At 63.7% G+C, this 18,352-nt stretch carries 14 protein-coding genes; 12 read left to right on the forward strand and 2 right to left on the reverse strand.

All coding sequences use genetic code 11. From position 1 onward, the window contains the following. Window positions 1–14: 14 nt before the first annotated feature. Window positions 15–1,007 carry an inositol 2-dehydrogenase gene (iolG, locus tag OPV09_RS12570; protein ID WP_338682290.1) on the reverse strand — a complete coding sequence of 331 codons (993 nt, stop codon included), beginning with the start codon at window positions 1,005–1,007 and terminating at the stop codon, window positions 15–17. Continuing rightward, window positions 1,000–1,866 carry a MurR/RpiR family transcriptional regulator gene (locus tag OPV09_RS12575; protein ID WP_034757651.1) on the reverse strand — a complete coding sequence of 289 codons (867 nt, stop codon included), beginning with the start codon at window positions 1,864–1,866 and terminating at the stop codon, window positions 1,000–1,002. Before OPV09_RS12575 ends, iolG begins: the two co-directional genes overlap by 8 nt. Window positions 1,867–2,114: 248 nt before the next feature. Here OPV09_RS12575 and OPV09_RS12580 point away from each other — a divergent pair, with 248 nt between their 5' ends. From OPV09_RS12580 to OPV09_RS12635, 12 genes are all read left to right on the forward strand, one after another. Further along, window positions 2,115–3,164 (forward strand): sugar ABC transporter substrate-binding protein, encoded by a 1,050-nt coding sequence (locus OPV09_RS12580; protein ID WP_034757655.1) that lies wholly within the window; start codon window positions 2,115–2,117, stop codon window positions 3,162–3,164. 174 nt (window positions 3,165–3,338) lie between these two features. Continuing rightward, window positions 3,339–4,472: an ABC transporter permease gene (locus OPV09_RS12585; protein ID WP_051991939.1), complete on the forward strand. Its 1,134-nt coding sequence runs from the start codon at window positions 3,339–3,341 to the stop codon at window positions 4,470–4,472. Between the two features lie 3 nt (window positions 4,473–4,475). Then, window positions 4,476–5,261 (forward strand): ATP-binding cassette domain-containing protein, encoded by a 786-nt coding sequence (locus OPV09_RS12590; RefSeq protein ID WP_034757661.1) that lies wholly within the window; start codon window positions 4,476–4,478, stop codon window positions 5,259–5,261. Window positions 5,262–5,269: 8 nt separating this feature from the next. Continuing rightward, window positions 5,270–7,216, forward strand: coding sequence for a bifunctional 5-dehydro-2-deoxygluconokinase/5-dehydro-2-deoxyphosphogluconate aldolase (locus OPV09_RS12595; RefSeq protein ID WP_338681959.1), 1,947 nt, complete (start codon window positions 5,270–5,272; stop codon window positions 7,214–7,216). Continuing rightward, a complete protein-coding gene (iolD, locus tag OPV09_RS12600; protein ID WP_425324046.1) occupies window positions 7,177–9,039 on the forward strand; it encodes a 3D-(3,5/4)-trihydroxycyclohexane-1,2-dione acylhydrolase (decyclizing) in 1,863 nt (620 codons plus the stop codon). Before OPV09_RS12595 ends, iolD begins: the two co-directional genes overlap by 40 nt. After that, on the forward strand, window positions 9,036–9,956 hold the full coding sequence (gene iolE, locus OPV09_RS12605; RefSeq protein ID WP_338681963.1) for a myo-inosose-2 dehydratase: 921 nt from the start codon (window positions 9,036–9,038) through the stop codon (window positions 9,954–9,956). Before iolD ends, iolE begins: the two co-directional genes overlap by 4 nt. Further along, a complete protein-coding gene (gene iolB, locus OPV09_RS12610; RefSeq protein WP_338681965.1) occupies window positions 9,953–10,750 on the forward strand; it encodes a 5-deoxy-glucuronate isomerase in 798 nt (265 codons plus the stop codon). Before iolE ends, iolB begins: the two co-directional genes overlap by 4 nt. A gap of 14 nt (window positions 10,751–10,764) precedes the next feature. Further along, entirely contained in the window at window positions 10,765–12,264 is a 1,500-nt protein-coding gene (locus tag OPV09_RS12615) for a CoA-acylating methylmalonate-semialdehyde dehydrogenase (protein WP_338681967.1), read from the forward strand. Between the two features lie 74 nt (window positions 12,265–12,338). Further along, window positions 12,339–12,977 (forward strand): ANTAR domain-containing response regulator, encoded by a 639-nt coding sequence (locus OPV09_RS12620; protein WP_070303064.1) that lies wholly within the window; start codon window positions 12,339–12,341, stop codon window positions 12,975–12,977. 157 nt (window positions 12,978–13,134) lie between these two features. Beyond that, window positions 13,135–14,313, forward strand: coding sequence for a CmpA/NrtA family ABC transporter substrate-binding protein (locus tag OPV09_RS12625; protein ID WP_338681968.1), 1,179 nt, complete (start codon window positions 13,135–13,137; stop codon window positions 14,311–14,313). A 14-nt stretch (window positions 14,314–14,327) separates the two neighbouring features. After that, complete coding sequence (gene cobA, locus OPV09_RS12630; RefSeq protein WP_338681970.1) at window positions 14,328–15,107, forward strand: uroporphyrinogen-III C-methyltransferase; 780 nt, start codon at window positions 14,328–14,330, stop codon at window positions 15,105–15,107. A gap of 142 nt (window positions 15,108–15,249) precedes the next feature. Continuing rightward, a complete protein-coding gene (locus tag OPV09_RS12635) occupies window positions 15,250–18,288 on the forward strand; it encodes a CHASE domain-containing protein (RefSeq protein ID WP_338681972.1) in 3,039 nt (1,012 codons plus the stop codon). The last annotated feature ends 64 nt before the right edge of the window (window positions 18,289–18,352 follow it).

Here is an 18,352-nt window from a genome sequence, read left to right on the forward strand (position 1 = left end):
TGTTGTTTATAAAGTTACGACGCCAGGGTCACGACACGACCCTCGCGCCACGACAGGGTGGCCGCCTCGGCCAGTTCCAGCGCCTTCAAGCCATCGTGGACGGTCGTGCGCAGCGGCGTGCCGTGGGTGAGGGCATCAAAGAAGTGCGCCATTTCCTGCGCGTAGGCCACGCGATAACGTTCCAGGAAGAAATCTTCCGGCCTGTCGACGCTGACGTTCACCGAACCATAGGCCGTCACTTCCGTCGGCTTGTGGTTGCCCGCCTGCAGCATGCCGGCGCTGCCCAGCACCTCAAAACGCTGGTCATAGCCGTAGGCGGCGCGGCGCGAGGCATTGATCTGGCACAAGCGTCCCTTGGCCGTGCGGATGGTGACGACGGCCGTGTCCAGGTCGCCCGCTTCGCCGATGGCCGGATCGACGAGGCAGCTGCCCGTGGCGTGCACGCTGACGGCTTCATCGTCGAGTATCCAGCGGAAGATGTCGAAATCGTGGATCAGCATATCCTTGAAGATGCCGCCCGAGACCTTGATGTAGCTGACCGGTGGCGGACCCGGGTCGCGGCTGGTGACGATGAGTAACTCCGGCGTGCCGATCTCGCCCGCTTCAATGCGTGTCTTGACGGCATTGAAAGTGGGATCGTAGCGGCGCTGGAAACCCAGCATGCACAGCACCTTGGCTTCCTTGACGGCGGCGGCGCAGGCGCGCGCCCGGTCGATGGTCAGGTCGACGGGTTTTTCGCAAAAGATGGCCTTGCCGGCGGCGGCCGAGCGCAGGATCAGGTCCGCGTGCGTGTCCGTGCTCGAGGCAATGACGACGGCCTTGATGGCCGGGTCGGCCAGTGCCGCCTCGACAGTCGCGCTGCTGCCGCCATGCAGGCCCGCCAGCGCTGCGGCCGCTTCCTGGTTGACGTCGACCACGTACTTGAACTGCACGCCGGGTTGGGCAGCCAGGTTGGCTGCGTGGATTTTGCCGATGCGTCCGGCGCCGAACAACGCTACTTCAATCATCATGTTCTCCTGGGGTGTGGATTTCTTCGATGTCGAGCTCTAATTTGTAGGCCAGCGCGATGAACAGCGCCTGGCACAGGCAGATGGTGCTGGTCAGCGAGCGGAAGGCGAAGGCGCTGCCCTCGGTGACGGTGAGCAGCGCGTCGGCGGCCCGCGCGAGCGGGGCCAGCTTGCTGTCGGTAATCACGAGGACCTTGGCGCCCTTGTCTTGCGCCGCCTTGATGCACTGCTGGGTTTCCTTGCCGTAAGGCGAGAAACTGATGGCGATCGCCACATCGCGTTCGCGCACGCTGCGCATCTGTTCGCGGTGCATGCCGCCCAGTCCGCTAATCAGGTGCACGCGCTTGTCCGTGTGTTCGAGCGCATAGGCGATGTAGGAGGCGATCGGAAAGGACCGGCGCACGCCGATCACATAGATATTTTCCGCTTTCAGCAGCAGGTTGACGGCCGCTTCCAGTTGGGCGTCGTCGAGTCCTGCCGCCAGGTCGTCGAGACCGGCGCGGCTGGCGCCGACGAATTCGCGCGTCAGGTCGCCTGCGCTCAGGGCGGCGTCGCGCGTGGAGATCAGCTTGCGGATGCGCTGCTGGTAGTCGGGCGTGGCGCCGGCCTGGTCCGTATAAGCCTGGCGGAACACGTCCTGCATTTCGGAAAAGCCCGTGTAGCCGAAGCGCTGCGCGAAACGCACGATGGCGGACGGCTGCACGTCGCAGGCGGCGGCGATGTCGCTGATGCGTTCGAGCATCAGGCTGGCCCGGTGCTTTTCAATGTACTGGGCGATGACTTTCAACTGGCGCGACAGGTTGTCGTACTCGGCGGCAATGTGCTGCATCAGTTGTTCGATGGGGGCGGTGGCTGCCATGATTTTTTCCTTGGTGTACTTGCTGGGCCGCTGTCTCCGTGCGGCTGGTTCTGGCGAGAATTATAGGAGGGAATCTTAAAAATAGAAACGAATTTCTATTTAAATTTATTTTGAAAATTTTATTGCATTTGTCTTTTTTGTGGCCTAAGCTGTGCGCAGTGCATCGGTTCGTGTGCCGCAAGGCCAGGCCGTTGACACCCTTCATAAAAGCTCGCAACTATAAAAATTAATCCGTCTAGGAGACATTCATGCATAGCAATAAAAGCAAGGGTTTGATGAAGTGCCTGGCCATCGCCAGCCTGGGCCTGAGCCTGGGTTTGAGCACGGGCGCCAGCCATGCTGCCGGCGAGAAATTCGTCATGGTCAGCCACGCGCCGGACTCCGATTCCTGGTGGAACACCATCAAGAACGCCATCAAGCAAGCCGGTGAAGACTTCAACGTGTCCGTCGACTACCGCAATCCGCCGAATGGCGACCTGGCCGACATGGCGCGCCTGATCGAGCAGTCGGCCGCGCGCAACTATGATGGCTTGATCGCCGACATCGCCGACTTCAGCGTGCTGCAAAAACCGCTGGGTACGGTAGTGGCCAAGAAAATCATGCTCGTGACCATCAATTCGGGCACCATCGCGCAAAGCGAACAGTTGAAAGCCATCATGCACGTGGGCCAGCCCGAATATGACGCGGGCCTGGGCGCCGGCAAGCGCGCCAAGGAAGCGGGCATCAAGTCGTTCGTGTGCGTGAATCACTATGCGATGAATGCGTCGTCGTTCGAACGCTGCCGCGGTTTTGCCGATGCGCTCGGCGTCGACTTCAAATCGTCCACGCTCGACACCAATGGCGTCGACCCTGGCGTCATCGAAAGCAAGGTCAGCGCTTATCTGCGCAGCAATCCGAAGACCCAGGCCGTGCTGGCGCTGGGACCGGATTCGGCGCCGGCCGCCATGCGCGCCGTCGAGAAGCTGGGCTTGAAAGGCAAGATGTACTTCGCCAGCTTCGACTTGTCGGAAGAAATCGCCAAGGGCATCAAGGATGGCAGCATCCAGTTCGCCATCGACCAGCAGCCCTACCTGCAAGGCTACATTCCTGTCGCCGTGATGGCCATCATGAAACAGCAAAAGATCACTGACCTGGCCAAGGTCAAGGAAATCCTGATCGCCAATCCGAAATACCAGGCGCGCCTGGCGGAATACGGCCTGACCCCGATCTACGGCCCACGCCACATCAGCTCCGGCCCCGGTTTCGTGACCAAGGAAAACATTTCCAAGGTCGAAAAATACGCGGGCCAATACCGCTAATCCACACAGTCGCCCCCGGGTTTGCCCAGCGCCGCACCGCTTCCCGCGGGCGGCGCATGGGAGGAACACGCCTGGCGCCAGCGATGCTGGCAGGAAAGTAATTGAAATTGGTAACAAGTATCACTGAAAGGACATCGTATGACTGCGCTCAAAACCAGCCTGGCTAGCCCCGGCATGAATCCTCCTCCGCCTCCCGGCGCCGCCAGCAAGCCAGTTGCCGCCGCCGACGAGCGCGTGGGCACGACCAGCTGGGTCAAACGGTTTTTTGGCCGCCCCGAGTTCGCCTCGATTTCCGGCGCGGTGCTCGTGTTTGCCTTCTTCGTCATCACGGCCGGCGACTCCGGCATGTTCAACCTCGATGGCGTCGTCAACTGGATGCAAGTGGCGTCCTACCTGGGCATCATCGCCATCGGTGCCTGCCTGCTGATGATCGCCGGTGAATTCGACCTGTCGATCGGCTCCATGATCGGCTTTGCCGGCATGATGATCGCCATCCCGACCATCTATTTCCACTGGCCACTGTGGGCCGCCATTATTTTCGCCTTCGCCGGTTCCATGGCGCTGGGCTGGCTCAACGGCTACATCGTCATCAAGACGCGCCTGCCATCGTTCATCGTTACCCTGGCATTCCTGTTCATCCTGCGCGGCCTGACCCTGGCCCTGTCGATCATGTTCGCCAACCGCACCATCGTCAGCGGCGTGGGCGACCTGGCGGCGCAGGACTGGCTGGCCAGCCTGCTGTTCCACGGCAATGTGGCCACTGGCCTGTTCCAGTGGATGGGCGCGCATGGCTGGATCGCCGTGCTCGACGACGGCTCGCCGCTGGTGAAAGGCATTCCGAAAGTCATCGCCTGGTGGCTGGTGCTGGCTGCCGGTGCCGCGTTCGTGTTGTCGCGTACCCGCTTCGGCAACTGGATGTTCGCCGTGGGCGGCGACGCCAACGCGGCCAAGAATGTAGGCGTGCCGGTGCGTAAAGTGAAAATTTCGCTGTTCGTCTTCACGGCCTTCTGCGCCTGCCTGTTTGCCACCTTGCAAGTATGCGACGTGGGGTCGGCCGCCGCCGACCGCGGCATGCAAAAGGAATTCGAAGCCATCATCGCGGCCGTCATCGGCGGCGCCTTGCTGACGGGCGGCTACGGTTCCGTCGTCGGCGCCTGCTTCGGCGCGCTGATCTTCGGTGTGGTGCAGATCGGCATCACTTATACCAACATCAATTCGGACTGGTTCCGCGTGTTCCTCGGCGTGATGCTGCTGATCGCGGTGCTGTTCAATAACTTTGTACGCTCACGCGTCACGGAAGCGAGATAAATCATGAGCGAGCATATTCTTGCCCTGGAAAATGTCAGCAAGCGCTTCGGCTCCGTGCTGGCCCTGCAAAACATCACCATGCGGCTGAAGGAAGGCGAAGTCCACTGTTTGCTGGGCGACAACGGCGCCGGCAAGTCGACGTTGATCAAGACCCTGGCCGGCGTGCACAAGCCCACCGACGGCCAATACCTGGTCGATGGCAAGCCCGTCGTCTTCAATTCGCCCAGCGAAGCGCTGGACATGGGCGTGGCCACCGTCTACCAGGATCTGGCGCTGGTGCCGCTGCTGTCCGTGGCGCGCAATTTCTTCATGGGGCGCGAGCCGATGAAAAAGCTGCTGGGACTGGTGCCCGTGATGGATATCGACTATGCGGCCGAGACGGCGCGCGACAAGCTGGCCGAGATGGGCATCATGGTGCGCGACCCGCACCAGGCCATCGGCACCATGTCCGGCGGCGAAAAGCAGTGCCTGGCCATCGCCCGCGCCATCCACTTCGGCGCCAGGGTGCTGATCCTCGACGAGCCGACGGCAGCCCTGGGCGTAAAACAGTCGTTCAATGTGTTGAAACTGATTTACAAGGCGCGCGAGCGGGGCATTTCCGTGATCTTTATTACGCATAATGTGCACCATGCGTATCCGGTCGGCGACTCGTTCACGTTGTTGAACCGTGGCAAGTCGCTGGGTACTTTCACCAAGGATACGGTGAGCAAGGATGCCTTGCTGGACATGATGGCGGGCGGCGCGGAAATGCAAACGCTGATGAGTGAACTCGACGGTGTCACGATTTAAGGATAGCCATGAATAATTCCACACAATTTGCCCAGGGCCGGGCGCTGGACGTGATCTGCCTGGGCCGCCTGGCCGTGGACCTGTACGCGCAGCAGATCGGCAGCACGCTGGAAGACGCGACGAGCTTCGCCAAGTACCTGGGCGGCTCGTCGGCGAACATCGCCTTCGGCACGGCTCGGCTGGGCTTGAAGTCCGCCATGCTGTCGAAGGTGGGCGACGACCACATGGGCCGTTTCCTCACCGACACCCTGTCGAAAGAGGGCTGCGACGTCAGCCACGTGGGCATCGACCGCGACCGCCTCACGGCCCTCGTCATGCTGGGCATCAAGGACAAGAACACCTTTCCCCTGATTTTCTATCGTGAAAATTGCGCCGACATGGCCATCGATGCATCGTCGGTGGATGCGGCTTTCATTGCGTCGAGCAAAGCGCTGTTGATCACCGGCACGCATTTCTCCACGGCTGCCATGCACGCCGTCAGCACGCAGGCGCTCACATTGGCCCGCGCCAACAAGGTGCGTACCGTGCTCGACATCGATTACCGGCCCGTGCTGTGGGGTCTGTCGGGCAAGGCCGATGGCGAAACGCGTTTCGTTTCGAACGAAGGCGTGACCAAACATCTGCAAAGCATCCTGCCGCAATTCGACTTGATCGTCGGCACGGAAGAGGAATTTATGATCGCCGGCGGCGGCGCGGATATCATGGCCAGCTTGCGCGCCGTGAGGGCCGCCACCCTGGCCACCCTCGTTGTCAAGCGGGGCCCTTTGGGCAGCGCCGTCATCGACAATGTGGTGCCGCGCAGCCTCGATGATGCATATAACTACCGTGGCGTGCGCGTGGAAGTGCTCAATGTACTGGGCGCGGGCGACGCGTTTCTGTCGGGCTTCCTGAAAGGCTGGCTGCGCGGCGAGGATTACGAAGCGTGCTGCCGCTACGCGAATGGCTGCGGCGCCCTCGTCGTGTCGCGCCACGGCTGCGCGCCGGCCATGCCGTCACCCGTCGAGCTCGACTATTTCCTCGCCAATGCGGCCAAGCTGACGCAGCCGGATCAGGACGCCACCTTGTCGCGCCTGCACCGCACGACGGTGGCGCGCAAGGAATGGAGCGAGCTGTGCGTGTTTGCCTTTGACCACCGTACGCAATTCTTTGAGCTGGCGCAACAGACGGGCGCGCCCGAGTCCGCCATTGCGGCCTTGAAGCAATTGATGGTGCAAGCCGTGGCGCAGACGGAAACGGCCTTGCAGCTGGCCGGCAAGACGGGCGTGCTGATCGATGGCCGCTATGGCGTCGATGCGCTCAACGATGCGACCGGGCGCGGCTGGTGGATAGGCCGTCCCGTGGAATTGCCGGGATCGAACCCGCTGCAATTCGACTGGGGCCGTTCCATCGGCTCGCACCTGCTCAGCTGGCCCAAGGAACACGTGATCAAATGCCTGGTGCAATTGCACCCGGACGATGCCGTGGAAAACCGGCTGGAACAGGAAGCGCAAATCAAGGCCCTGTACGATGCGGCGCAAGTGAGCGGTCACGAACTGTTGCTCGAAGTCATACCGTCGGAAGCCTTGCCGCACGGTGACGACACGGTCCTGCGCGCCGTCAAGCGTTTGTACAACCTGGGCATTTACCCGGAATGGTGGAAGCTGGAAAGCATGTCAGCCCAGCAATGGCAAGCCATCGATGTCCTCGTGCACGAGCGCGATCCGTACTGCCGTGGCGTCGTCCTGCTGGGTTTGAACGCGCCGATCGCCGCCCTGGCCGCCAGTTTTGAGCAAGCCAGTGCCAGCACGACGTGCCGCGGCTTCATGGTGGGCCGCACCATCTTCCAGGAACCGAGCCGCCGCTGGCTGGCCGGCGAACTCGACGATGCCGGCCTGATCGCCGCCGTGCGCGCCAACTTCGAGCAGCTCATTTCCCTGTGGCAGCGTACACGCAACCGTCTGGAGCGTGCAGCATGAGCACGATTCGTTTAACCATGGCCCAAGCGCTGGTGCGCTACCTGGCCGCCTTGCGGGTGGAGGGGGGCGAACCTCTGTTCGGCGGCGCCTTTGCCATCTTTGGCCACGGCAACGTGGCGGGCCTGGGCGAGGCGCTGTACCAGTACCGCGACAGCTTCCCGACCTACCGCGCCCATAACGAACAGGCGATGGCGCACTCGGCCATTGCCTATGCGAAAGCCCACATGCGCCGGCGCATGATGGCCGTGACCAGTTCCATCGGCCCGGGCGCGACCAACTTGCTGACGGCCGCCGCCCTGGCCCACGTGAACCGCTTGCCCGTGCTCTTGCTGCCCGGCGACGTCTTCGTCTCGCGCGCGCCCGATCCCGTGCTGCAGCAGCTGGAAGATGGCACGGATGGCAGCGTGTCGGTGAACGATGCGTTCAAGCCGCTGTCGCGCTACTTTGACCGCATCGTCTATCCGGAACAGCTATTGACGGCCTTGCCGCGCGCCATTGCCGCCTTGACGGACCCGGCCGCCTGCGGTCCCGTGACTTTATCCTTGCCGCAAGACGTGCAGACGATGGCGTATGACTATCCCGTGGATTTCTTTGAGCCGCGCATCGTGCGTTTCCGCTCCTTGCCGCCTGTCGAGCAGGAACTGGAGGAGGCGGCAGCGTTGTTGAAAAACGCGAAGCAGCCGCTGATCGTCGCCGGTGGCGGCGTGCTGTATGGCAAGGCCAGCGCCGCCTTGCAGGCGTTTGCCGAGCGCCATGGCATTCCCGTGGCGGAAACCCAGGCCGGTAAAAGTTCTTTGCCATGGAACCATCCGCTGCAGCTGGGCGCCATCGGCGTGACGGGCTCGCCTGCGGCCAACAGCCTGGCGGCGGACGCGGACGTGGTGCTGGCCATCGGCACGCGCCTGCAGGATTTCACGACGGGTTCGAACTCCCTGTTTGCGCAGGCGCAACTGGTCAGCCTGAACGTTAACAGTTTTGATGCGCTGAAACGCCGCGGCCTGGGCTTGCAGGCGGACGCGACACTCGGCTTGCAAGGCCTGTCGCGGCTGCTGGGCAGCTGGAATAGCGCGGGCCAGTGGATGGACCGTGCACAGCAGGCAGGGAACGCGTGGCGCGAGACAGTCAAAAGCATCACCGGCAAGCGCGACGTGGCCGGCTTGCCGTACGACGGCGAAGTCATCGGCGCCGTGCAACGCTCTTCAGCGGACTCGACCAGCAACGATATCGTCGTCTGTGCGGCGGGCACCTTGCCGGCCGAGCTGCATAAACTGTGGCGCACGTCGACGCCGGGCGGCTACCACATGGAGTACGGCTACTCGTGCATGGGTTACGAGATCGCCGGTGGCCTCGGCGTCAAGATGGCCAAGCCCGATGCCGAGGTCATCGTCATGGTGGGCGACGGCAGCTATCTGATGATGAATTCGGAAATCGCCACCTCCGTCATGCTCGATAAAAAACTTATCATCGTCGTGCTCGACAACCGCGGTTATGGCTGCATCAACCGCCTGCAGCAGGCCTGCGGCAACCCTTCGTTCAACAATATGTTGCCCGACAGCGCACCGCACATCGACTTTGCCCTGCATGCGCAATCGCTGGGTGCGCTGTCCGAACACGTGGGGTCGATTGCCGAACTGGAGCAAGCCATGCTGCGCGCTCGCGCCGCGCCACGCACCTATTTGATTTGCATCGATACGGACGACACGCGCACGACCGAAGACGGTGGTTGCTGGTGGGAAGTGGCCGTGCCCGAGGTCTCCACGCAGCCAGCCGTGCAAGCTGCGCGCGCCCGTTATGAACTTGACCGCCAAGGACAACAAAAATGAATGCATCAACATGGAATGTGAAGATCGGCATCAACCCGATCTCGTGGATGAACGACGATTTACCGAGCCTGGGCGGCGAAACGCCTTTGGAAACGGCGTTGAAAGAGGGCGCCGAGATCGGCTACGTGGGTTTTGAATTGGGCAACAAGTTTCCCAAGGATGCCCCAGCGCTGAACGCGGTGCTGGGCAAATACAATCTCGCCTGTGTTTCCGGCTGGTATTCAGGACGGCTGGCGCACCGGTCGGTCGAAGAAGAGATCGCTTCCGTAGCGTCGCATTTGCGGCTGCTGGCCGACAGCGGCGCCACCGTCATGGTCTACGGCGAAGTGGCCGACGCGATCCAGGGCGAAGCGCGCCCGCTGTATAAACGCCCGCGTTTCCAGTCGCAGCAGCAATGGCAGGACTACGCCAACAAATTGACGGCCTTTGCCGCCCATTTGCTCGCGCATGGCGTACGCCTTGCGTATCACCACCACATGGGCGCCTACGTGGAAACGCCGGCCGACGTGGACCAGTTGATGGCCTTGACGGGGGCCGAAGTCGGCTTGCTGTTCGACACGGGCCACATCACGTTTGCCGGCGGCGATGCGCTGGCGGTGCTCAACAAGCATATCGACAGGATTTGCCACGTGCATTGCAAGGACGTGCGCCCCAACGTGGTGAAGCTGGCGCGCAATGGCCACTGGAGTTTCTTGCAGGCCGTGATCAATGGCGCCTTCAGCGTGCCGGGCGACGGCAGCATCGACTTTCCGGCCATCCTCACGCGCTTGTATCTGCACGGCTACGAAGGCTGGCTCGTGGTGGAAGCGGAGCAGGATCCGGCCGTGGCCCCCAGCTACGAATACGCGAAGATGGGCCATGACTACCTGGCCAAGCTCGTCGAGGCCATTCCGCGCCTGGGCCGGGAGGCGGCATGAGCCCGCTATTGGTCAAAGCGAACAAGGCCGGCGGCAAGATCGTTGAAGTCACGCCCGAATCGGCCGGCTGGACGCATGTCGGGTTCGCCGCGCACCGGCTTCAGGCGGGCGAGTCCTTGCAACTGGAGACGGGCGGCCGCGAACTGTGCATCGTCGTGCTGACGGGTACGGTCACCGTACAGGCCGGTGAACAGCAGTGGCGCGAGATCGGTCACCGCCAAAGCGTCTTCGAGGACCGCTCGCCGTATGCCGTGTATGTCCCGCTGGATACAACGGTCAACATTGCGGCAGTGAGCAATGCCGAGGTCGGACTTTGCAGCGCGCCCGCCACGACCCACCGTCCGGCGCGCCTGATCGACCCCGCCACCATGACGCGCTCCGTGCGCGGCAAGGGCGCGAATACCCGCTATGTGTGCGACATCCTGCCGCAGACGGCCGAGGCCGATGGCTTGCTGGTGGTCGAGGTGGTCACGCCGTCCGGCCACTCGTCCAGCTATCCGCCGCATAAACACGACAGCGACAATGTGCCGCTGGAAAGCTCACTGGAAGAAACGTATTACCACCGCCTCAATCCCGAGCAGGGCTTTGCCTACCAACGGGTCTACACAGACGACCGTTCCATTGATGAAGCCATGGCCGTGGAAAACCACGACGTGGTAATGGTGCCCAGGGGCTACCACCCCGTGACCGTGCCGTATGGCTACGACGGCTATTACCTGAACGTGATGGCTGGCCCCAAGCGGGTCTGGCATTTCAAGAACGACCCGGCCCATGACTGGCTGATGACGAAATAACCTAGGACAAGACAATGACAACCCCGATGATTGGCCACTTTATTGGTGGCAACCCGATGGCTTCGCGTTCAGAGCGCACGAGCGACGTCTTCAATCCCGCCACCGGCGCCGTGACGGCGAAAGTGGCGCTGGCCACGCCTTCCGAACTGAACGCGGCCGTGGCGGCAGCCCACGCGGCGTTTCCCGCCTGGTCGCAAACCTCGCCGCTGCGTCGCGCCCGGGTCATGTTCAAGTTCAAGGAATTGCTGGAAGAGCACTCCGACCAACTGGCCGCCCTGATCACGGCGGAGCACGGCAAAGTATTTACGGATGCCAAAGGGGAAGTGACGCGCGGCATCGAAGTGGTGGAGTTTGCCTGCGGCATCCCGCAAATGATGAAGGGAGAGTATTCGGAGCAAGTGGCCGGCGGCATCGATGCGTGGTCGATCCGCCAGGCGCTCGGTGTGTGCGTCGGCATCACGCCATTCAACTTTCCCGTGATGGTGCCCATGTGGATGTTCCCGATGGCGATTGCCTGCGGCAATACGTTCGTGCTGAAACCGTCGGAGCGCGATCCGTCGGCCAGCCTGCTGCTGGCGCAACTGTTGACGGACGCGGGCTTGCCCGATGGCGTCTTCAATGTGGTGCAGGGTGACAAGGAAGCCGTGGATGGGTTATTGCACCACCCGGACGTGCGTGCCGTCAGTTTCGTCGGTTCCACGCCGATTGCCGAATATATCTATGCGACTGGCTGTGCGCAGGGCAAGCGCGTGCAGGCCCTGGGTGGCGCCAAGAATCACATGGTCGTCATGCCCGACGCGGACATCCCGCAGACGGTCGACGCGCTGATGGGCGCGGCGTTTGGCTCGGCCGGCGAGCGCTGCATGGCCATTTCCGTCGTCGTCGCGGTGGGCAATGTCGCGGACCAGCTGGTCGAAGCCTTGGTGCCGCGTATTAACGCCCTGAAAATCACGCAGGGCATGGATCTGTCGGCCGAGATGGGCCCCGTCGTCACGCAAGTGCACAAGGACAAGATCGCCGGCTACATCGCCAACGGTGTGGAAGAGGGCGCCAAGCTGGTGGCCGACGGGCGCGGTTTCGTGCTGCCCGGCCACGAGCAAGGGTTCTTCCTCGGCGGCAGCCTGTTCGACCATGTCACGCCGGACATGACGATCTACAAGGAAGAAATCTTCGGGCCCGTGCTGTGCATCGTGCGCGTGCCGGACTTTACGACGGCGCTGGACCTGGTCAACGCGCATGAGTACGGTAATGGCACGGCCATCTACACGCGCGACGGCAACACGGCGCGCGAGTACACGCACAGGGTGCAGGTGGGGATGGTCGGGGTGAACGTGCCGATTCCCGTGCCGATGGCCTTCCACAGCTTCGGCGGCTGGAAGCGTAGCCTGTTCGGCGACCACCACGCGCATGGCCCGGAATCCGTACGCTTCTACACGAAACAGAAGGCCGTGACCCAACGCTGGCCCGCATCGACGGCGGCCGGCGCCGAGTTTGCCATGCCGACCCTGAAGTAAAGTACCGTGTAAACCCGGCTGGTTCGCTTCTTGCTTACTGCAATGGTTGTGTTTAGCCATTGCAGATCGTTCCCATGACGTCCAGCCGTACCCAGCCTTTGCGCATCGTTGTCGTCAACACCATTGTCGAGCACGGCGTGCACGAGAACGCGGCCTTGGCTGCCCAGGTGCAGCGCGGCAATGCCTTGCGCATCGGCTTGCTGGAATCGGGCTTCGACATCGTCGCCTCGCTGCCAGCCGACCTCTACCTCCCCGAGCGAATCGCGCAACTGCAGCCTGACCTCATCATCATCGATGCCGAATCGGACGCGCGCGACGTGCTCGAGCACATCGTCATCGCCACGCGCGACGAGCGCCGCCCCATCGTCCTGTTTACCGAAGACGGCGCCACAGCCAGCATCGATGCGGCCATGGCGGCCGGCGTATCCGCGTATATCGTGGCCGGCTTGCATGCCGAGCGCATCTTGCCCGTGCTCAATGTGGCCCTGGCGCGCTTTCGCCAGGAAGAAAAACTGCGCGCCGAATTGCTCGACACGCGGCACAAGCTGCTCGAGCGCAAGGTGATCGAACGGGCCAAGGGCCTGTTGATGACGCATCATGGCTTGACGGAAGACCAGGCTTACCAGCGCTTGCGCAGCATGGCCATGAACAAGAAACTCAAACTGGCGGACATTGCCCAACGCATCCTCGACGTGGAGGACTTGCTGGGATGAAGCGCGCATTTCCTGACACATGCTGGTGCAGTGCACCATTCCGGTGCATTTTCACCTGCCTGGGACCGGGCATGCACAGGCACGGTCCTTGCTGCTGGATGGCTATGGCCTTGCCCATGTTGGCGCGGCAAAACAGTACTTATCAGCAAGGAATGGTATGACACAGCAAGCGGGCACGAGTGCCCACGCGATGCGCTCCATGCATCCGGAAAAACAGACGATACGCATCGGCTACCTGCCGCTGACCGATTGCGCCTCGCTGGTGATGGCGTCAAAGCTGGGCCTCGACGAAAAATACGGCATCAAGATTGAACTGAGCCGGGAGATGTCGTGGGCCGGCGTGCGCGACAAATTGAACAACGGCGAACTCGACGCGGCCCACGTGCTGTACGGTCTCGTGTATGGCGTGCAGATGGGCATCGGCGGGCAACAGCACGACATGGCCGTGCTGATGAACCTCAATCACAGCGGCCAGGCCGTGACCTTGTCGGCGGCGCTGGCGCGCGAGGGCGCCCACGATGGCACCACCTTGGCGCGGCACATGCGCGGCGCGGCGCGGCCATTTGCGTTTGCGCATACTTTCCCGACCGGCAACCACGCGATGCTGCTGCAATACTGGCTGGCCGCGCACGGTATCGATCCGCTGCGCGACGCGCGCGTGATGACGGTGCCGCCGTCGCAAATGGTGGCCGCCTTGCGCGCGGGCCAGATGGATGGCTTTTGCGCCGGCGAACCGTGGGGCTACAAGGCTATCGTCGATGGCGTGGGCGTGACGGCCACCACCAGCGGCGCCATTTGGCCCCACCATCCGGGCAAGGTGCTGGGCACCAGCGCCGCGTTTGCGCAGCAGCATCCGAACAGCTGCCGCGCCCTGATCGCCGCCGTGCTCGAGGCGGGACGCTGGATCGACGCCAGCGACACCAACCGGCTGGCCATGGCGGCCACCCTGGCAGAGCCTGCTTATCTGCATACGCCGCAGGAAACCCTGGCGCCGCGCATCCTCGGCCATTACCAGGATGGCCTGGGCAAGACCTGGGACGAAGCGCACGGCTTGAAGTTTTACGGCGATGGCGCCGTCAATTTCCCGTATTTGTCGGACGGCATGTGGTTCATGACCCAGCACCGGCGCTGGGGCTTGCTGCGCGACGAACCCGATTACCTGGCGGTGGCGCGCCAGGTCAACCGCATCGACCTGTACCGCCAGGCGGCGGAAATGACGGCTACGCCCGTACCCAAATCCCCGATGCGCAGCTCGACCCTGTGCGACGGCGTCGTGTGGGACGGCAGCGCGCCGGAAGCGTACGCGGCATCGTTTGCCATCGGCCACTTTTTCTGATTGGAGAGTTCATCATGGCGCAATGTGGTAGCGTGACCCTGGTCGGCGCCGGTCCCGGCGACCCGGACCTGCTGACCCTCAAGGCCGTGAAGGCCATCGCGCGGGCCGACGTGGTGCTGATCGACGACCTCGTCAACCCGGCCATCCTCGCCCATGCGGCACACGGCGTGCGCGTGGTCGAAGTGGGCAAGCGGGGCGGCTGCGCTTCCACGCCGCAAGCGTTCATCGAGCGCCTGATGCTGGCCGAGGCGCGCGCGGGCCTGCACGTGGTGCGCCTGAAGGGGGGCGACCCGTATCTGTTCGGACGGGGCGGCGAAGAGCGCGCCTACCTGCGCAGCCATGGCGTGCCCGTCGAAGTAATTCCCGGCATCAGCAGCGGCCTGGCCGCGCCTTCGTCCATCGGCGTGCCGCTCACGCACCGCGGCTGGAGCCAGGGCGCCATCTTCGTCACGGGCCACGGCAAGGATGCCGCGTCCGAGCCGAACTGGTCGGCCCTGGCGCAAAGTGGCTTGACGCTCGTCATCTACATGGGCGTGGCCAGGGTGGCCGCCATCCAGGCCGGCTTGCTGGCCGGCGGCATGGCGCCCGGCACGCCCGTGGCCGTGGTGCAATCGGCCAGCCTGGCCGCCCAGCGCCAGTTGCTGAGCACTTTGCAGCGCTTGCCGGACGCTCTGCTGGCCAGCGGCCTGGGCAGTCCCAGCATCATCGTCGTGGGCGACGTGGTGCGCTGCGCCGATGCCTGGGATGACCATGGCGCCGGCGCCTTGCTGGCCGGGGCACTGCGGGAAGCTTGAGCACCCGGTGTTTCCAGTGCAACCATCGTACGCGCTTTTTTTCTTCCACAAGCGCGTCGGGCATGAGCTTTGATAGTATCCTCGTACTTGCTGGGCGGCCGCAGCGCCGTCCATTCGAGGAAACCGGAATAAGCGATCGACAATGCACACTTTGAGCAAGGGCGGGGCGGGATCAGGTATCAGGATATGGGCGGGTGGCCTGCTGCTGGCCCTGGCGGTGGGCGGCGCCTTGTATGCGGGCGCGGCGCGCACGGTCAATGACGACGCCGAACAGCGTTTCGACAATCTCACGCATAGTGCCCAGCACAGCCTGATCACGCGCGTAAAAAGCTATTCCGACCTGCTGCGGGGACTCGAAGCCCTGTTCCGCACCAGCGAGCACCTGACGCGGCGCCAGTTCCACGATTACGTGGCCGGCCTCGATATCGTGCGCCAGTTCCCGGCCATCGAATCGGTCAACTACGCGGCGGCCGTGCCGTCGGCGCAGCGCGCCGCCTTCATCGAGTCCGTGCGCAAAGACACCAGCCTGGCGCCGCGCGGCTATCCTGCCTTCACCATCCGGCCTGCGGGGGAGCGGCCGGAATACACGGTGCTCACTTACCTGGAACCCGATTCCCTGCTGGCCGAACGGATGGGCGTCGATATCGGCGCCAACCCGCTGGTGGCGCAATCGCTGACGCAGGCGCGCGACAGCGGCCAGGTGAGCGCGTCGGGGCAGGTGATCATGATCAAGGGGCCGCCCGCGCACGTGGGCCTGGGCATGCGCCTGCCCGTGTACCGCAATGGCATGCCGCAGGGCAGCGTGGCCGAGCGCCGCGCCGCCTACCAGGGTTCCGTCGGCATCGGCTTTGGCGTGGCGCGGCTGGTGCACAGCGCGCTCGAACGCAGCGCCCTGGAACCGCTGCACCTGACCCTGTACAGCGCGGCCGGTCCTTTGCCGGCCAGCGGGGCCCTGTCCATCACGCCGCAGGACCGCCTGCTGTTCAACGATGACGGCGACCTGGCGGCGGCGCCGCCGCAACCGGGCGGCGATGCCGGTTATTTCGACCGGGTGCTGCCCGTCGCCTACCAGGGGGGCCTGTGGAAAGCCCATTTCCGCGTGCGCAAGGCGGAGCTGTACAGCCCCTTCGACCGCTACTTTCCATGGCTGGCGCTGGGCGTCGGCGTGGCCGGCACCCTGCTCATCTATGGCTACATCTTTACCTTGTACCGCTCGCGCCGCAACGCGGTGGCGCAGCGCACCCTGCTCGATACGGTGCTCGACAGCGTCGATGCCTACGTCTACATGAAGGATGCCGACCTGCGCTACCGCTACGTGAATGCGCGCACGGCCACCATCCTGGGCCGTCCCGTGGAGCAGCTGATCGGCCGCCAGGATGGCGAGTTGATGCTCGGCGATGCGGCCGCCGCCGCGCAGCTGACCGAGCGCCGGGTGTTCGACAGCGGCGCCAAGTTCGTCGGCGAGGAGCGCTTCGTCGATGCGCAAGGGCAGGTGCACCACCTGTGGAGCGTGAAGGTGCCGCTGGGCTTGCCCGGTCCCGTTACGGGCCTGATCGGCCTGTCCACCGACGTGACGGAACTGCACCGCCTGAAAGAGCAGGCCGACGCGGCCAGCCAGGCCAAGAGCGACTTCCTGTCGAACATGAGCCATGAAATCCGCACGCCGATGAACAGCATCATCGGCATGGCGCACCTGGCGCTGAAATCCGTGGCCGACGCGCGCCAGCGCGACTATCTGCAAAAAATCTATCATTCGGGCCAGCATTTGCTGGGCCTGATCAACGATATCCTCGATTTTTCCAAGATCGAGGCGGGCAAGCTGGAACTGGAAGTGCTGGACTTCCGTCTCGACACCCTGCTGGCGAACATCGCCAGCCAGCTGGGCGACGCGGCCGCCGTCAAGGGCCTGGCGCTGCAGTTCGATATCGCGCCGGAGCTGCCGCAGCGCTGGCGCGGCGACCCGCTGCGCCTGGAGCAGGTCTTGCTGAACCTGACCAGCAACGCCATCAAGTTTTCCGACAATGGCAGCATCTTCGTGCGCGTGCGCCAGTCCGAGGAGCGCGGCAGCTACGCCATGCTGCGCTTCGAAGTGCAGGACCGGGGCATCGGCATGAACCAGGAAGAGGTGGCGCAGCTGTTCCGTTCCTTCCACCAGGCCGACCCGTCGACCACGCGCAAGTATGGCGGCAGCGGCCTGGGACTGGTGATCAGCAAGCAGCTGGTGGAGCTCATGGGCGGCAAGGTGGGCGTGTACAGCCAGCCGGGCCTGGGCAGCACCTTCTGGTTCACGGCGCGGCTGGAGAAAAGCGCGCAGGCGTCCGACGAGCGCATCGCCGAAGTCGAGCCGGAAGTATTGGGCGTGATACGCGGCGCATCCATCCTGCTGGTCGAAGATAACGTCTTCAGCCAGCAGGTGGGCTGCGAATTGCTGGAAGACGCCGGCGCCACCGTCTGCGTCGCCGGCAATGGCCGCGAAGCGCTGGAATTGCTGGCCCGCCAGCGCTACGACTGCGTGCTGATGGACGTGCAGATGCCGGAGATGGATGGCTTCGAGACGACGCGCCGCATCCGCGCCGACCCGAAACTCACTGGCCTGCTGGTGATCGCCATGACGGCCAACGCGGGCAGCGAAGACCGCGCCCGCTGCCTGGAGGCGGGCATGGATGAATTCGTGACCAAGCCGATCGCCCCGAATCTGCTGTTTCACCTGCTGGCGAAATGGTTCCGTCTGCGTGGCGGCATCGGCAACATCGGCCGCATGCGTGCAAGCGACAGGCTGGCGGCGGCGCCGGCAGCGCCGTCATCGGCCGCCGCGCCGGAATTGCGCGACACGGCCATCCTCGACCTGGCCACCCTGGCTCTCACGTTCAGCAATGACGTCGTGAAGATGCGCAAATACACCCAGCTGTTTCTCGACACGGCACGCGACGGCATCGCCGAAATGGAGCAGGCCATGGCACTGGAAGACCTGGGGCGCCTGGCCGACCTGGGCCACCGCAGCAAATCGTCGGCGCTGGCCGTGGGCGCCCATGCCTTTGCGGGCCTGTGCACGTCGATCGAAGGCTTGCGCGTGGGCGGCGACCTGCAACAGGCGCGCGTCTTGCTGACAGCCCTGGGACCGGCGCTGGCGCAGGTGGCGGAACAAATTTCAGTGGAATTTGCCGCCAGCGACACCCCCTGACGCAAGCAGCGGCGATAATAGGCGTTTGACGTCTCCGGCCACCGGGCCGGAGGCGCGGCAACCC

This window comes from Janthinobacterium sp. TB1-E2, from assembly GCF_036885605.1.
Classification (GTDB): Bacteria; Pseudomonadota; Gammaproteobacteria; order Burkholderiales; family Burkholderiaceae_D; genus Janthinobacterium; species Janthinobacterium aestuarii.

Bases quoted from the DNA above. Each gene is read 5' to 3' on its own strand.
- iolG (WP_338682290.1), bottom strand. From the start codon at position 1,007: ATGATTGAAGTAGCGTTGTTCGGCGCCGGACGCATCGGCAAAATCCAC.
- OPV09_RS12575 (WP_034757651.1), bottom strand. From the start codon at position 1,866: ATGGCAGCCACCGCCCCCATCGAACAACTGATGCAGCACATTGCCGCC.
- OPV09_RS12580 (WP_034757655.1), top strand. From the start codon at position 2,115: ATGCATAGCAATAAAAGCAAGGGTTTGATGAAGTGCCTGGCCATCGCC.
- OPV09_RS12585 (WP_051991939.1), top strand. From the start codon at position 3,339: ATGAATCCTCCTCCGCCTCCCGGCGCCGCCAGCAAGCCAGTTGCCGCC.
- OPV09_RS12590 (WP_034757661.1), top strand. From the start codon at position 4,476: ATGAGCGAGCATATTCTTGCCCTGGAAAATGTCAGCAAGCGCTTCGGC.
- OPV09_RS12595 (WP_338681959.1), top strand. From the start codon at position 5,270: ATGAATAATTCCACACAATTTGCCCAGGGCCGGGCGCTGGACGTGATC.
- iolE (WP_338681963.1), top strand. From the start codon at position 9,036: ATGAATGCATCAACATGGAATGTGAAGATCGGCATCAACCCGATCTCG.
- iolB (WP_338681965.1), top strand. From the start codon at position 9,953: ATGAGCCCGCTATTGGTCAAAGCGAACAAGGCCGGCGGCAAGATCGTT.
- OPV09_RS12615 (WP_338681967.1), top strand. From the start codon at position 10,765: ATGACAACCCCGATGATTGGCCACTTTATTGGTGGCAACCCGATGGCT.
- OPV09_RS12620 (WP_070303064.1), top strand. From the start codon at position 12,339: ATGACGTCCAGCCGTACCCAGCCTTTGCGCATCGTTGTCGTCAACACC.
- OPV09_RS12625 (WP_338681968.1), top strand. From the start codon at position 13,135: ATGACACAGCAAGCGGGCACGAGTGCCCACGCGATGCGCTCCATGCAT.
- cobA (WP_338681970.1), top strand. From the start codon at position 14,328: ATGGCGCAATGTGGTAGCGTGACCCTGGTCGGCGCCGGTCCCGGCGAC.
- OPV09_RS12635 (WP_338681972.1), top strand. From the start codon at position 15,250: ATGCACACTTTGAGCAAGGGCGGGGCGGGATCAGGTATCAGGATATGG.